General features: G+C 63.1%; 13 protein-coding genes. 12 read left to right on the top strand and 1 reads right to left on the bottom strand.

The genetic code is table 11. From position 1 onward, the window contains the following. Positions 1–2: 2 nt before the first annotated feature. From xylB to gabD, 12 genes are all read left to right on the top strand, one after another. Complete coding sequence (gene xylB / locus ACQ4W6_RS04110) at positions 3–770, top strand: D-xylose 1-dehydrogenase (RefSeq protein ID WP_436565916.1); 768 nt, start codon at positions 3–5, stop codon at positions 768–770. Continuing rightward, a complete protein-coding gene (locus ACQ4W6_RS04105) occupies positions 767–2,554 on the top strand; it encodes an IlvD/Edd family dehydratase (RefSeq protein WP_436565915.1) in 1,788 nt (595 codons plus the stop codon). The genes xylB and ACQ4W6_RS04105 overlap by 4 nt, the downstream gene beginning before the upstream one ends. Before the next feature lie 67 nt (positions 2,555–2,621). Next, positions 2,622–3,623: a D-xylose ABC transporter substrate-binding protein gene (xylF, locus tag ACQ4W6_RS04100; RefSeq protein ID WP_436565914.1), complete on the top strand. Its 1,002-nt coding sequence runs from the start codon at positions 2,622–2,624 to the stop codon at positions 3,621–3,623. Positions 3,624–3,698: 75 nt separating this feature from the next. Next, entirely contained in the window at positions 3,699–5,270 is a 1,572-nt protein-coding gene (gene xylG, locus ACQ4W6_RS04095) for a D-xylose ABC transporter ATP-binding protein (RefSeq protein WP_436565913.1), read from the top strand. Beyond that, positions 5,267–6,409, top strand: a complete 1,143-nt coding sequence (locus tag ACQ4W6_RS04090) for a sugar ABC transporter permease (RefSeq protein ID WP_436565912.1) — start codon at positions 5,267–5,269, stop codon at positions 6,407–6,409. Before xylG ends, ACQ4W6_RS04090 begins: the two co-directional genes overlap by 4 nt. Positions 6,410–6,441: 32 nt before the next feature. Next, positions 6,442–7,641: a XylR family transcriptional regulator gene (locus ACQ4W6_RS04085; RefSeq protein WP_436565911.1), complete on the top strand. Its 1,200-nt coding sequence runs from the start codon at positions 6,442–6,444 to the stop codon at positions 7,639–7,641. Continuing rightward, entirely contained in the window at positions 7,638–8,378 is a 741-nt protein-coding gene (locus ACQ4W6_RS04080) for an aldose epimerase family protein (RefSeq protein WP_436565910.1), read from the top strand. Before ACQ4W6_RS04085 ends, ACQ4W6_RS04080 begins: the two co-directional genes overlap by 4 nt. A 78-nt stretch (positions 8,379–8,456) precedes the next feature. After that, on the top strand, positions 8,457–9,470 hold the full coding sequence (locus ACQ4W6_RS04075) for a 2-dehydro-3-deoxygalactonokinase (protein WP_436565909.1): 1,014 nt from the start codon (positions 8,457–8,459) through the stop codon (positions 9,468–9,470). Positions 9,471–9,496: 26 nt separating this feature from the next. Continuing rightward, positions 9,497–10,390, top strand: a complete 894-nt coding sequence (locus tag ACQ4W6_RS04070) for an SMP-30/gluconolactonase/LRE family protein (RefSeq protein WP_436565908.1) — start codon at positions 9,497–9,499, stop codon at positions 10,388–10,390. Positions 10,391–10,496: 106 nt separating this feature from the next. Beyond that, complete coding sequence (locus ACQ4W6_RS04065; protein ID WP_436565907.1) at positions 10,497–10,919, top strand: CoA-binding protein; 423 nt, start codon at positions 10,497–10,499, stop codon at positions 10,917–10,919. Continuing rightward, positions 10,916–11,758 carry a PPK2 family polyphosphate kinase gene (locus ACQ4W6_RS04060; RefSeq protein WP_436565906.1) on the top strand — a complete coding sequence of 281 codons (843 nt, stop codon included), beginning with the start codon at positions 10,916–10,918 and terminating at the stop codon, positions 11,756–11,758. The genes ACQ4W6_RS04065 and ACQ4W6_RS04060 overlap by 4 nt, the downstream gene beginning before the upstream one ends. Positions 11,759–11,850: 92 nt before the next feature. Beyond that, a complete protein-coding gene (gene gabD / locus ACQ4W6_RS04055; protein WP_436565905.1) occupies positions 11,851–13,305 on the top strand; it encodes an NADP-dependent succinate-semialdehyde dehydrogenase in 1,455 nt (484 codons plus the stop codon). Between the two features lie 9 nt (positions 13,306–13,314). On the opposite strand, the gene ACQ4W6_RS04050 is transcribed toward gabD, so the two are convergent. Continuing rightward, positions 13,315–14,430, bottom strand: a complete 1,116-nt coding sequence (locus tag ACQ4W6_RS04050) for an extracellular catalytic domain type 2 short-chain-length polyhydroxyalkanoate depolymerase (RefSeq protein ID WP_436565904.1) — start codon at positions 14,428–14,430, stop codon at positions 13,315–13,317. Between the last annotated feature and the right edge of the window lie 66 nt (positions 14,431–14,496).

Here is a 14,496-nt window from a genome sequence, read left to right as displayed (position 1 = left end):
CCATGCAGCATGCAACCTATCCCAGCCTGGCCAACAAGCGCGTCGTCATCACGGGCGGCGGCACCGGCATCGGCGTGGCCTTCGTCGAAGCGTTTGCGCGCCAGGGCGCCCATGTGACCTTCGTCGATATCGCCCAGGACGCCGCGCGCGCGCTGGAAGCGCAACTGGTGGACCTGCCGCACCCGCCGCGTTTCCGCCATTGCGACCTGACGGACCTCGATGCGCTGGCCGCGACCTTTGCCGACATCGAAAGCAGCGCCGGTCCTACCGATATCCTCATCAACAACGCGGCCAACGACGACCGGCATCAGTTGCAGGAAGTGACGCCGGCCTACTGGGACGAGCGCATCGCAGTCAACCTGCGCCACCAGTATTTCTGCGCCCAAGCCGTGGCGCCTTCCATGCGTGCCAAGGGCAGCGGCGTGATCCTCAACCTGGGTTCGATTTCCTGGCACCTGGCGCAGGCAAACTTGTCGATCTATATGACGGCCAAGGCCGGCATCGAAGGCTTGACGCATGGCCTGGCGCGCGACTTGGGCGTGCACGGTATCCGCGTCAACTGCATCATTCCCGGCGCCGTGCGCACGCCGCGCCAGGAAAAACTCTGGCATACGCCGGAAGCGGAAGCCGTGATCCTGCAAGGCCAATGCCTGCAGGTGCGCGTAGAGCCGCACGACGTGGCGGCGCTGGCGCTGTTTCTCGCCTCCGATAACGCGGCCAAGTGCACGGGTCGCGAGTATTTTGTCGATGCGGGATGGTACGGCGCATGAGTATTTCCGCCAACCGCCCGGCACGGCGTTTCCGCTCGCAGGACTGGTTCGACAATCCCGATCATATCGACATGACGGCGCTGTATCTGGAGCGTTTCATGAATTACGGGATCACTGCCGAGGAACTGCGCTCGGGCCGGCCCATCATCGGCATCGCGCAAAGCGGCAGCGACATCAGCCCTTGCAACCGCATCCATCTGGAACTGGCCCAGCGCGTGCGCGATGGCATCCGCGACGCGGGCGGCATTCCCATGGAATTCCCCCTGCATCCCATCTTTGAAAATTGCCGCCGTCCCACGGCGGCGCTGGACCGCAACCTGGCCTATCTGGGCCTGGTGGAAATCCTGCATGGCTACCCGATCGATGCCGTGGTGCTGACGACGGGCTGCGACAAGACCACGCCGGCTCAATTAATGGCCGCCGCCACGGTGGATATTCCCGCCATCGTGCTGTCCGGTGGCCCCATGCTGGATGGTTGGATGGATGGTGAATTGGTGGGTTCCGGCGCCGCCATCTGGAAGGGCCGCCGCCAACTGGCCGCTGGGGTCATCGACAATGACAAATTCCTGCAGATTGCCGCTGCCTCGGCGCCATCGGCCGGTCACTGCAACACCATGGGCACGGCGTCGACCATGAACGCGCTGGCCGAGGCGCTGGGCATGTCGCTGACGGGCTGCTCGGCGATTCCCGCCCCGTACCGCGAGCGAGGCCAGATCGCCTATGAAACAGGGCGCCGCATCGTCGGCATGGCATTCGAGGACGTGCGGCCGTCCAGCATCCTGACGCGCGAGGCATTTCTTGATGCGATCATCGTCAACGCCGCCATTGGCGGCTCCACCAACGCGCAGCCGCATTTGATGGCCATGGCCCGTCACGCGGGCGTGGCACTGCATTCGAGCGACTGGATGGAACACGGCTATGACGTGCCGCTGCTGCTGAATATGCAGCCTGCCGGAAAATACCTGGGCGAGCGTTTTCACCGTGCCGGAGGCGTACCGGCCGTGATGTGGGAACTGCAGCAGGCGGGCTTGCTGCACTCGGACCGTCCAACCGTTACGGGCCAAAGCATGGCGGCCAACCTGGCCGGGCGCGAAAGTGCTGATCGCGAAATGATCCTCCGATTCAAGTCTCCGCTGAAGGAAAAGGCGGGCTTCCTGGCACTGCAGGGCAACCTGTTCGATTTCGCCATCATGAAGACCAGCGTGATCTCGCCGCAGTTCCGTGAACGCTACCTGTCGCGCGTCGGCAGCGAGGGCGTGTTCGAGGCGCGCGCCATCGTCTTTGACGGCTCTGCCGATTATCACGCGCGCATCAACGACCCGGCGTTGGCGATTGACGACAGCTGCATGCTGGTCATGCGCGGTGCCGGCCCCGTGGGCTGGCCCGGCTCGGCCGAAGTGGTCAACATGCAGCCGCCCGACGCGCTGCTCAAGGCGGGCATCCTGAACTTGCCGACCCTGGGCGACGGACGCCAGTCGGGTACTTCGGACAGCCCCTCGATTCTGAACGCCTCGCCGGAAAGCGCCGTAGGCGGTGGCCTGGCGCTGCTGCGCACGGGTGACATCATCCGCGTCGATTTGAACGCAGGCCGTTGCGACATGCTGGTGGACGCGCCGGAACTGGCGCGCCGCGCTACGGCGCTGCCGCCCCCCATCAATGACAGCGCCACGCCGTGGCAGGAAATCTACCGCGCCAACGTGGGCCAGCTGGAAACGGGCGCCTGCATGGAGCTGGCGCTGAAGTACCGCGCTGTGGGACAGACCCTGCCCCGGCACAATCATTAAGGAGCCATTTTTTGTCGTACCCTGTAGTTAAAAACGTTGTTAATAAAATCCAACAAGGAGACACGTAATGAACAAGATCATCAGTGCAGCCATCATGACCGCCATGCTGGCATTGAGCAGCAGCGCCGCCCTGGCCGACGCGAAAAATCCGAAGATCGGCTTTTCCATCGACGACTTGCGCGTGGAGCGCTGGACGCGCGACCGCGATTTCTTCATCGCCGCAGCCGAAAAGCAGGGCGCCAAGGTCTTCGTGCAATCGGCCGATGCCAGTGAGCAGCGCCAGATTTCGCAAATCGAGAATCTGATTTCGCGCGGCGTGGACGTGCTGGTCATCGTGCCATTCAACGCGACCGTCCTCAATAACACCATCAAGGAAGCGAAAAAGGCCGGTATCAAGGTGCTGTCGTATGACCGTTTGATCCTCAACGCCGATATCGACGCGTACATCTCGTTCGATAACGAGAAAGTGGGCGAGATGCAGGCCGAGGGCGTCGTCAAGCTGCAGCCGAAGGGCAATTACTATCTGCTGGGCGGCGCGCCGACCGACAACAACGCCAAGATGCTGCGCGAAGGACAGCTGAAGGTCTTGAAGCCGTACATCGACAAGGGCGATATCAAGGTCGTGGGCCAGCAGTGGGTGAAGGACTGGAGCGCCTCGGAAGCGCTGTCCATCGTGGAAAACGCGCTAACGGCCAACAACAACAAGATCGATGCCATCGTCGCTTCGAATGACGGCACGGCAGGCGGCGCCATCCAGGCCCTGGCCGCGCAAAAACTGGCGGGCAAGGTGCCGGTATCGGGCCAGGACGCCGACCTGGCAGCGGTCAAGCGCGTGATTGCCGGTACGCAGGCGATGACCGTCTACAAGCCGCTGAAAACCATCGCTGCCGAAGCGGCCAAGCTGGCGATCCAGTTGGCGCGCAATGAAAAGCCGGCCTACAACTCCAGCTATGACAATGGCCTGAAAAAAGTCAGCACCGTGCTGCTCAAACCGACGCCGCTGACCAAGGCGAACGTGAATATTCTCGTCGATGACGGCTTTTATACGAAGGCGCAGCTGGGGAATTGATTACCCGCTAAGGGCCGGGGGCGGTTCCGTTGGAACTGACCCCGGTTACCGCTTCGTACTGCAACGAGAGTGAGCATGTCTGATTATCTGCTTGAAATGAAAGGCATCGTCAAACAGTTTGGCGGTGTCCGTGCGCTTGACGGTATCGACCTTCAGGTGCGGGCTGGCGAGTGCATCGGCCTGTGCGGCGAGAATGGCGCCGGCAAGTCGACCCTGATGAAGGTACTGTCTGGCGTCTACCCGCACGGTAGCTGGGATGGCGAAATTCTGTGGGAAGGCAAGCCTTTGCGCGCGCAGTCCATCCGCGACACCGAGGCGGCCGGCATCATCATCATCCACCAGGAGCTGATGCTGGTGCCGCAGCTGTCCGTGGCCGAGAATATCTTCATGGGCCGCGAGATCACCCTGCCCGGCGGGCGCATGCATTACGCGGCCATGTACAAGCGCGCCGATGAGCTGCTGCGCGAATTGAAGATACCCGAATTGAACGTGGCGCTGCCTGTGATGAACTACGGCGGCGGCCACCAGCAGCTGGTGGAGATCGCCAAGGCGCTCAACAAGAATGCGCGCCTCCTGATACTTGACGAGCCATCGTCGTCGCTGACGGCGTCGGAAATCGCCGTGCTGCTTGACATCCTGCGTGCATTGAAGGCGCGCGGCGTCACCTGCATCTACATCTCGCACAAGCTCGATGAAGTGGCCGCCATCTGCGACACCATCGTCGTCATCCGCGACGGCAAGCATATCGCCACCACGCCGATGAAGCAAATGAATGTGGAGCGCATCATCGCGCAGATGGTGGGCCGCGAAATGAGCCAGTTGTATCCGCAGCGCGCGCAGCAGCCGAGCATCGGCGAGGTGCTGTTCGAGGCGCGCCATGTGACGTGCATCGATGCAGACAACCCGCAGCGCAAGAGGGTCGACGATGTGTCGTTCAGTTTGCGCCGTGGAGAAATCCTCGGCATCGCGGGGCTGGTGGGGGCGGGGCGCACGGAGCTCGTTTCCGCCCTGTTCGGCGCCTACCAGGGGCCGTGCCAGGCCGAAGTGTGGCTCGATGGTTGCCGCATCGATACCTCGACGCCGCAAAAGGCCATTGCCATGGGCCTGGCCATGGTGCCGGAAGACCGCAAGCACCACGGCATCGTGCCCGACCTGGACGTGGGGCAGAACATCACTCTGGCCGTGCTGGGAGAGTTTGCGCGCGCCACGCGCATCGATGGCGAGGCGGAACTGGCGGCCGTACGCGGCGAGATCGCGCAGCTGGAACTGAAGGCCGCCAGCCCGTCGCTGCCGATTACCAGCCTGTCGGGCGGCAACCAGCAAAAGGCCGTGCTGGCGAAGATGCTGCTGACGCGTCCGCGCGTGCTGATACTCGATGAACCCACGCGCGGCGTGGACGTGGGCGCCAAATATGAAATCTACAAGCTGATGCTGGCGCTGGCCGACCAGGGCGTGGCCATCATCATGGTCTCGTCGGAGCTGGCCGAAGTGCTGGGCGTGTCCGACCGCGTGCTGGTGATGGGCGAAGGCCGGCTGCGCGGCGACTTTATCAACGATGGCCTGAGCCAGGAAACCGTACTGGCTGCGGCGCTCGACCAGCGCCCGGCGCCAGGCGCCAATACCGACCACAAGGAACCCGCCGCATGAAACCGCATAGCATCAAACAGTTGTTCACCCAATACAAGATGCTGGCCCTGCTAATCGCCGTGGCGCTGATCTGGGCCTTCTTTTCGTGGAAGACGGAGGGCAGTTTCCTGACGCCGCGCAACCTGTCGAATTTGCTGCGCCAGATGTCGGTCACCGGCATCCTCGCCTGCGGCATGGTGCTGGTGATTATCGCTGGCGAGATCGACCTGTCCATCGGTTCCCTGCTGGGGTTACTGGGCGGCATCGCCGCCGTGCTGGACGTGACGCAGCACTGGCCGCTGGCGCTGAACCTGGCGGCCGTGCTGGGCTGCGGGCTGGTGATCGGCCTCTTGAACGGCTACCTGACGGCGTATCGGGGCATCCCGTCCTTCATTGTCGGCCTGGGCGGCATGCTGGCCTACCGCGGCATTTTGCTGGGCATCACGGGCGGCATCACCATCGCCCCCGTCTCCGAGCCGCTGGTGTACCTGGGACAGGGCTACTTGCCTGCGCTGCCCGGCATCGTGCTGGGCATCGGCCTGTTTGTATTGGCCGCCTTCTTGACATGGCGGCAGCGCGCCAGCCGCGCGCAGCATGGCTTGCCGCAGACGGCGGCGTGGGCGGATGGCTTGCGCCTGGCCGTCATCGGCGCCGTGCTGTACGCCTTCGTGCAAACTCTGAATGGCTATGAAGGCATTCCGCTGCCGGTGCTGATGTTGCTGGCGCTGCTGGGGCTATTTAGCTATATCACCAGCCAGACCGTGTTCGGGCGGCGCATCTATGCCGTGGGCAGCAATATGGAGGCGACGCGCCTGTCCGGCATCAATGTGAAAGCCGTCAAGCTGTGGATCTTCGGCATCATGGGGCTGATGTGCGCGCTGGCGGGCCTGATCAACACGGGCCGTTTGGCGGCCGGTTCGCCGTCGGCCGGCACCTTCAGCGAACTCGATGCCATCGCCGCCTGTTTCATCGGCGGCACCTCGATGCGCGGCGGCTCGGGCACCGTGTATGGCGCCCTGATCGGCGCGCTGGTCATGGCCAGCCTGGATAATGGCATGTCCATGCTGGACGTGGACACCTACTGGCAGATGATCGTAAAAGGCAGTATCCTCACCCTGGCCGTGTGGGTCGATGTCAGCACGCGTGCCGGACGCCGATAGCCGTGAAGAAATCTGGCACGCGAGGAGACACCATGAAGATGCCGACCGCGCACCGGATCGCGCTGCTATTTAACGGGAACAAAATCTACGACCGCGACATCATCGCGGGCATTGCCGCCTACCTCAATACTACGCGGGTGTCGTGGGATTTGTTCCTGGAAGAGGATTTTCGTTGCCGCCTGCCCGGCATCGAGCGCTGGCAGGGCGACGGCATCATCGCCGATTTCGACGATCCTGCCGTGTGCGCGGCGCTGGCACACAGTAATATACCCGTGGTGGCCATCGGCGGCTCGTATGCGCGCGAGACCGACTATCCCGTGGGTATTCCGTACGTCGCGACTGATAATTTCAAGATCGTCAAGCTGGCCTACGACCACCTGGTGGAAGCGGGATTGACGCGTTTTGCCTGTTTCAGCCTGCCCGAGGCGGATGTCAACCGCTGGGCCCAGGAGCGTGAAACGGCGTTTTGCACGCTGATGCAGCGTGACCACATGCGCGCCGACGTATACCGTGGCGTCGCCACCAGCGCGCCCGCATGGGACGAGGCGGTGGAGCAGCAGATCGCCTGGCTCAATAGCCTGGAAAAGCCCGTCGGCATCATCGCCGTCAGCGATGCGCGCGCGCGCCAGTTGCTGCAAGCCTGCATGCATGCGGGCATCGCAGTACCGGAGCAGGTAGCGCTGATCGGCATCGACAATGACCCACTGGCGCGTATGCTCACGCGCATCCCCTTGAGTTCCGTTATTCAAGGCACTGAGGAAATGGGGCGCACGGCGGCCCATCTGCTGCACCAGATGCTAAATGGCGCGCGCCTGTCCGGCACGCGTATTCTCGTGCCGCCGGCCGGTCTGAACGTGCTCGCTTCCACGCGTCACCAGCCTTTCCAGCATCCGCAGGTGATGCAGGCGCGCCATTTCATTCGCCAGTATGCCTGCCAGGGCATCAAGACGGAGCAGGTGGCTGATTACGTGGGTGTATCGCGCTCTTCGCTGGAGGCGCATTTTCGGCATGAGCTGGGACGCAGCGTGCATGATGAAATCCTGCACTTCAAGCTCGATGCGGCCAAGACCCTGCTGACGCGCGAACCGGGCCAGGTGGCAGAGGTAGCCGTGCGCTGCGGCTTTACCACGGTGCAGTACATGCACGCCGTTTTCAAGCGCGAACTCGGTTGCACGCCGCGTGAATTCCAGCAGCGCAGCCGGCCCCCGCCACCGGCCGGGCCTGCGCCATGAGCCATACGCTGCGCAATGGGCGCGGCATGCGCGTGGAGGTCAACACGCATAATGCCAGCCTGTTGTCGTGGCAGGCGCCCGACCGTTATGGCCGCATGGCCGACGTGCTGGCCGCAGTGCCCCTTGCCGCGCCATCGCTGACTGGCTGGTGGTGCACTGCACTGGGCGAGGCCAGCATGCTGCTGCAATTGGCGCACGAAGGGCGGCTCCTCGCGCTGCATTTTCAGCTCGATGGCGATGGCACATTGCACATCGAAGGCGATGCCATTTTTCTGCCGGCGCCGTGCTTCAACCTGCAGGGCCATGGCGCCGGCGTGGGTGACCACGTGCTGCGCCTGGCCGCCAGCCGCTATTTTCCGGGGGCGGTGGCACAAGCGCGCGAGGTGGCCGGTTCCGCCTTCGATTTTCGCCAGCCCGCGCCGCTCGGTGCGCGCCTGGTCTGGCCAGAGCTGGCGGGTGCGCCCGGCTTTGCGCATGACTTCTGCCTGGCAGGCACCAGCGGATTGCACGAAGCGGCGCGCGTCAGCGATCCTGCATCAGGCCGCATTTTGCGTTTCTCCAGCACCTTGCCAGCCCTGCATCTGCGCTCCGATGGCGGCTGTTTTTGCCTGGCCTCCCCGAGGCTGGGGAGGGCATCTGGCAGCACGCTGCAGGCCAGCGTGGCTTACCGTTTAGGGGTACAGGATATGGATGTCTTTGACATATCCGAAGCGGTATCAATGATGTTAAATAAGTGATTGGTCAGATATACGGAGCGGTTCTACCATGGGGTAGTTTCCTTCCTTTTATCCTTTACCGACGCTGTGAATCTGCCCATGAATATAGTCACCATCGATGCCGGCACCACCAATACGCGCACCCTGTTATGGCGCGACGGCGTCGTGCTCGCCCAGGCGCAGCTGGAAACGGGCGTGCGCAATACGGCCATCGATGGCCATAACGGTGCGCTGAAGCAGGCACTGCGCGAGTCCATGGCCACGCTGCTGGCGAGTGCCGGCATCGCGCCATCCGAAGTGCATCTGGCGCTGGCGTCAGGCATGATCAGCTCGCCCATGGGCGTGCAGGAAGTGCCGCACCTGCCAGCACCGGCCGGCCTGGCGCAGCTGGCGCAAGGCATGCACGCAGTGGCGCTGCCCGACGTGCTGCCGCAGCCCCTGTGGCTGATTCCCGGCGTGCGCAACCAGCATGGCGCCATTGGCTTGCATAACGTCGAAGCGATGGACATGATGCGCGGCGAAGAAACGGAAGTCATCGGTTTGCTGGACCGGCTACAGCTGCGCGGTGCGGCCACCATCATCGTGCCTGCCTCGCACACCAAACTGATCAGCGTGGACGACCAGCGCCGCATCCTTGGCTGCAGCACCACCATCGCCGGTGAACTGTTGCAGGCGATTTCGCAGCATACCCTGATCAGACAATCAGTCGATGGCGGCTTTGCGCAGACACTCGTGCCGAAGATGCTGCTGGCCGGCGCCGCTGCAGCGCAAAAAACCGGCCTGGCGCGCGCCTGTTTCAGCGTGCGTACCCTGAGCCAGTTCAGCGCCGTCGAATGCAATGAACGGGCTAATTTTCTGATGGGCGCCGTGCTCAGTGGCGACTTGCTGGCGCTGCGCAATAGTACGGCGATCCAGATGCGCCCCGATATGCCGCTCGTCATTATGGGCAAACCCATGCTGCGCCAGGCACTGTCCCTGCTGATCGAGGAGCAGGGCTTCTTTTATGGCAAGCACATCGTCGTCGACGACCGGCAGCAAGATTGTCTGGCGGGTCACGGCGCGCTGCTGATCGCTGCCGCGCGCGGCCTGATTCCCCGCCAGGAAGCGGCTTGATAAATACAGAGCAAAAAGGAAAAAAGATGGGGGCACAGGCTCAATTACTGGTCGACGCGCAGGATTTTCTGGGCGAGGGTGTGCGCTGGTGCGAACGCAGCGGCCGCGTTTTCTGGACGAATATCGAAGGCTGCCAGCTGCATGCGCTGGTGCTGGCCACGGGCGAGCGCCACAGTTGGGATATGCCCGAGCGCCTGGCCTGCTTCGCGCTGACGGACAGCGATGAGGTACTGCTGCTGGGATTGGCCTCGCGCCTGGCGTGGTTTGACGCACGTAGCGGGGCCGTCACGCCCTTGCATGCGGTGGAGGCGGACTTGCCCATGACGCGCCTGAACGATGGCCGCTGCGACCGGCAGGGACGCTTTGTCTTCGGTACGCTTGATGAACGTCCGTGCCGTGATGCCATCGCCAGCTTCTACCGCCTCAACCTGGATCTGACGCTGGAACGACTGCCGCTGCCGCATATCGCCATTTCCAACAGCATCTGCTTTAGCGTCGATGGCACGGCCATGTATTTTTGCGACTCGATGAAGAAGGCGATCTACCGGTGGGATGATTACCTGGGGGGCGATGCCAGCCGGGTGCGTGTGTTTGCCGTGCTCGATGCGGGTCCTGGTGCGGCCGATGGCGCCACCATCGATGCGCACGATCACCTATGGAGCGCACAGTGGGGCGCAGGGCGCGTGTTGCGCTTCGCGCCCGATGGCAGCATCGAGCGCACGGTGCATCTGCCCGTGTCGCAGCCCAGCTGCGTGAGCATGGGTGGCCCGGAATATGACGAATTGTTCGTCACCACGGCGCAGGAGAGCCTGGCGCCAGCGCAGCTGCAGTGCGAACCCCTGGCCGGTGGCCTGTTCCACGCGCGCCAGCCCGGTGTGCGCGGCTTGCCGGAAGTGCGCTTCGGCGCGGTGCCGGCCTGAGAGTAAAAATCAGGTACGCCTCCAGGCTAGCTCCAAGGATGGCTCCCAAGCACGGATAATTCTGCTACGCTAGGCGGGCAATGTCGCACGCCTAACTACGCACAATATGTCCAACATCGCCCGCATCTTGCAAGACAGCCGCATCATCGCCATCGTTGGCATGTCCAACAAGCCGGAACGCGCCAGCCACGAGGTGGCCGACTATCTGCTGCAGCATGGCTACCGCGTGCTGCCCGTCAATCCTGCCATTGCCGGCCAGGAGGTGCTGGGCCAGCGCGCCTATGCCACCCTGGCAGAGGCCGCCGCCTTTGTCGCGCCGGCGCGCATCGACATCGTCGATTGCTTTCGCAAGTCGGCAGATATTGCGCCCATCGCAGAGGAAGCCATAGCCATCAAGGCGGGCTGTTTGTGGCTGCAACTGGACGTCATCAACGAGGAGGCGGCGCAACTGGCGCGGGCAGCGGGACTGGAGGTGGTGATGGATCGCTGCACAAAAATTGAGCACCGCAACCTGGCGCTGGCAGCATGAAGGCGCGCACGCAGTTCCGCGCCGGCAAGGGCTTCGACCTGCAAGAAGACTATGCGGGCAAGCGCTTGCTGGGCGCGGCCATCAAGGCGGCGAATAAAAAGCTGACAGTGGCCCAGTGCAAGGCCATGGATCGCGAGGAAACCGTGGCGCTGACGGCGCAGATCGCCGAGTGCCAGAGCATGCTGTACGCGCAGCACAAGAAAAAAGTGCTGCTGGTCTTGCAGGGCATGGATACCTCAGGCAAGGATGGCACGGTCAAGGCCATTTTCAGCAATATCAACCCGATGGGCATCCGCGCCGTGGCGTTCAAGAACCCCACCGACATCGAACTGGCACACGATTATCTGTGGCGCGTGCACCAGCAGGTGCCCGTCAAGGGAGAGATCGCCATCTTCAACCGCAGCCATTATGAGGATGTGCTGATCACGCGCGTGCAGGACATGATCGACAAGCCAGAATGCCAGCGCCGTTATGCGCAGATCCGCGATTTCGAGCGCATGCTCAGCGAAACGGGTACCGTCATCCTGAAAATTTTCCTGCATATCTCCAAGGACGAGCAACGCGGACGGCTGCAGGAGCGGCTCGATGATCCCGACCGTCAATGGAAGTTCGATCCCAACGATATCGCCCAGCGCAAGAAGTGGGATGCCTACCAGCGCGCCTATGAAACGGCGATCCGCGAGACCGATGCCGATCACGCGCCCTGGTATGTGGTGCCGTCCAATTCCAAGACCCAGCGCAACCTGGTGGTGGCGTCCCTGCTGCTGGAAACCTTGCAGGCCATGAAGCTGGCTTACCCGCCGCCGGACCCGAAGCTGTCGTCCTTCAAGGTTGAGTAAAAGGAGGGGCAGTTCGGCTGCCCGCCTGCGAAATTGGCCGCGCTGTGGCATAGTATCTCCCGTCGATAATTCAAACCAGACCGGAGATCCATATGCTGCAGTTGAAAGATCCTACCTTGTTGCGTCACCAGGCTTACTTGAACGGTGCCTGGGTTGACGCCGACGGTGGCCAGACGCTGAACGTCACCAATCCTGCCACCGGCGAGCATATCGGCACAGTGCCCTTGATGGGCGCGGCCGAGACGCGCCGCGCCATTGAAGCTGCCAACGCGGCATGGCCCGCCTGGCGCAAGAAGACGGCCAAGGAGCGCGCTGCGGTGCTGCGCCGCTGGCATGACCTGATCCTGGAAAATGCCGACGACCTGGCGCTGATCATGACCACCGAACAGGGAAAACCCCTGGCGGAAGCGAAGGGTGAAGTGCAGTTTGGCGCCTCGTTCATCGAATGGTTTGCCGAGGAAGGCAAGCGCGTTTCGGGCGATACCCTGCAGTCGCCATGGCCGGACCGCCGTCTGGTGATCACCAAGGAGCCGATTGGCGTGTGCGCCGCCATCACGCCGTGGAATTTCCCTGCCGCGATGATCACGCGTAAAGTTGGCCCGGCCCTGGCGGCCGGCTGCCCGATGGTCTTGAAGCCGGCCGAGGCGACGCCGTTTTCCGCACTGGCGCTGGCAGTGCTGGCCGAGCGTGCGGGTGTGCCAGCGGGCGTGTTCAGCATCGTCACCGGCGCGCCGAAAGAGATCGGCGGCGAAATGACCTCGAATCCCATCGTGCGCAAGCTGACGTTTACGGGCTCGACCCAGGTCGGCCGCTTGCTCGCTGAGCAGTGCGCGCCGACGATCAAGAAACTGTCGCTGGAACTGGGCGGCAATGCGCCCTTCATCGTCTTTGACGATGCCGACCTCGATGCGGCCGTGGAAGGCGCCATCGCCTCGAAATACCGCAACGCGGGCCAGACCTGCGTCTGCGCCAACCGCCTGTACGTGCAGGACAGCGTGTATGAAGCGTTCGCCGAGAAACTGGTGGCGGCTGTGGCCAGGCTGAAAGTGGGCAATGGCATCGAGGCGGGAGTGACGCAAGGCCCGCTGATCGATGGCAAGGCAGTGGCCAAGGTGGAAGAGCACGTGGCCGATGCGCTGGCCAAGGGCGGGCGCCTGCTGGCCGGTGGCAAGCGCCATGCACTGGGCAATGGCTTCTTCGAGCCGACCATCATCGCCGACGTGACGAACGACATGCGCGTGGCGACCGAAGAAACCTTCGGCCCGCTGGCGCCGCTGTTCCGCTTCAAAACGGACGATGAAGTCATCGCCCTGGCCAACAACACTGAATTTGGCCTGGCCGCTTACTTCTATTCGCGCGACATCGGCCGTATCTGGCGTGTGGCAGAAGGTCTGGAAACGGGCATGGTCGGCGTCAACACGGGCCTGATCTCGAACGAGATCGCGCCCTTCGGCGGTGTCAAGCAATCGGGCCTGGGCCGCGAAGGGTCGACCTACGGCATTGAAGACTATCTGGTCATCAAGTACATCTGCATGGGCGGTATCTAACTAAGCCGCCTAACGCGAGCCGCGGCGCGCGGCGAGGCGGTCCAGCATGCCCTTGACCGCTTCCATTTGCGTGCCGCTCTTGCGGTAGAAATCCGGGTCGATCGGGTTGATGCTGGTGTAGCCCCAAAAGTCCCAGCAGCCCTTCGGGTTGTAGGGATGGATCGGGCTCGGTTCGGCCTGCGGATACAGCACGATGATCTTGTTGGCGTCGGCTACCTGGTTGTAACCGGTGCTGGTGTAGAAGCGCTCGCCGATGGCTTGCGTCGTTTGCAGGCAGCCGTGGAACACCACGTGCACGCGGCAGCTCTCGCTGTCGCAGATTTTCGGGATGTAGGCGTAGGCCGTATTGCTCATGCTGGAGTAAGCGCCCTGGATAAAGCGGCGCTGGTTGAAGGCAATCACCTTGCCCGTCAGGGTGGTCGACGATGGCAGCAAATCCGGATACAGGTGCTGCAGGATGTCGCGTGCCTGCACGTAGTTGCAGTCGTTGATGAACGGTGATTGCGTCGCGGCGCACGGCTTGTCGCCGCTGCTGTCCGTCAAGATGGCGTGGCCTGCGCCGACATTGTCGACGAAGCGGATCTGCGCCGCCGGCGTGCCTGCCAGCGCATAGAACTTCCCCACCTGCTCGACGACCGGCCGTGTCACGGTGCGGTCTTTCGTTGCGCTGAACAGATATACGCGCTGGCGTTTCAGGTTGGCCGTATCGTCGATCAGATTGGCGCGCGCGAAGTCGTTCGCTGCGCGCAGCAATTCGCTCGCCACGGGCGGCGCCACCTGCGTCTCGCCCGGATTCATGCAGGTCGTCAGGGCATTCGTCAGATACGGAATGTAGGGAAAGCGGCCCGGCTGGCCCGAGCAGAAATACGGGCCGCCCGCGATGATGCCGGCACCGGCAACGGTGGCAGAGTAGGCGACGGCAAACTGCGCCGCCATGAAGCCGCCCGACGACAGGCCGGAAACGGTGGTCTGGCTCAGGTCGGCCTGATACGCGGGCAGGGCCGGTGCGTCTTTGGTTGCGGCGGGCTTGATGGCCGTGGCGGCGTGCACGCCGGTCGGCGCCAGGGTGAGCAGGCTGGCGGCCAGCAAGGCAGTGGGTAGTGCAGTCGGGTGCGGGAAGGACATGGCAACTCCACGTGGCAAGGAAAGGGGCAGGAAGGCCGAGCATAGGTAAAAAAAACTATCCGCTGG

Origin of the sequence: Janthinobacterium woesei (assembly GCF_051380875.1) — a bacterium.
Taxonomy (GTDB): domain Bacteria; phylum Pseudomonadota; class Gammaproteobacteria; order Burkholderiales; family Burkholderiaceae_D; genus Janthinobacterium.
This window is presented reverse-complemented; position numbering and strand designations above follow the sequence as displayed.

Excerpts from the sequence above, each read along its gene's own strand:
- ACQ4W6_RS04085 (WP_436565911.1), top strand. The coding sequence starts at position 6,442 with ATGAAGATGCCGACCGCGCACCGGATCGCGCTGCTATTTAACGGGAAC.
- xylB (WP_436565916.1), top strand. The coding sequence starts at position 3 with ATGCAGCATGCAACCTATCCCAGCCTGGCCAACAAGCGCGTCGTCATC.
- ACQ4W6_RS04065 (WP_436565907.1), top strand. The coding sequence starts at position 10,497 with ATGTCCAACATCGCCCGCATCTTGCAAGACAGCCGCATCATCGCCATC.
- gabD (WP_436565905.1), top strand. The coding sequence starts at position 11,851 with ATGCTGCAGTTGAAAGATCCTACCTTGTTGCGTCACCAGGCTTACTTG.
- ACQ4W6_RS04080 (WP_436565910.1), top strand. The coding sequence starts at position 7,638 with ATGAGCCATACGCTGCGCAATGGGCGCGGCATGCGCGTGGAGGTCAAC.
- xylF (WP_436565914.1), top strand. The coding sequence starts at position 2,622 with ATGAACAAGATCATCAGTGCAGCCATCATGACCGCCATGCTGGCATTG.
- ACQ4W6_RS04105 (WP_436565915.1), top strand. The coding sequence starts at position 767 with ATGAGTATTTCCGCCAACCGCCCGGCACGGCGTTTCCGCTCGCAGGAC.
- ACQ4W6_RS04075 (WP_436565909.1), top strand. The coding sequence starts at position 8,457 with ATGAATATAGTCACCATCGATGCCGGCACCACCAATACGCGCACCCTG.
- ACQ4W6_RS04050 (WP_436565904.1), bottom strand. The coding sequence starts at position 14,430 with ATGTCCTTCCCGCACCCGACTGCACTACCCACTGCCTTGCTGGCCGCC.
- xylG (WP_436565913.1), top strand. The coding sequence starts at position 3,699 with ATGTCTGATTATCTGCTTGAAATGAAAGGCATCGTCAAACAGTTTGGC.
- ACQ4W6_RS04060 (WP_436565906.1), top strand. The coding sequence starts at position 10,916 with ATGAAGGCGCGCACGCAGTTCCGCGCCGGCAAGGGCTTCGACCTGCAA.
- ACQ4W6_RS04070 (WP_436565908.1), top strand. The coding sequence starts at position 9,497 with ATGGGGGCACAGGCTCAATTACTGGTCGACGCGCAGGATTTTCTGGGC.
- ACQ4W6_RS04090 (WP_436565912.1), top strand. The coding sequence starts at position 5,267 with ATGAAACCGCATAGCATCAAACAGTTGTTCACCCAATACAAGATGCTG.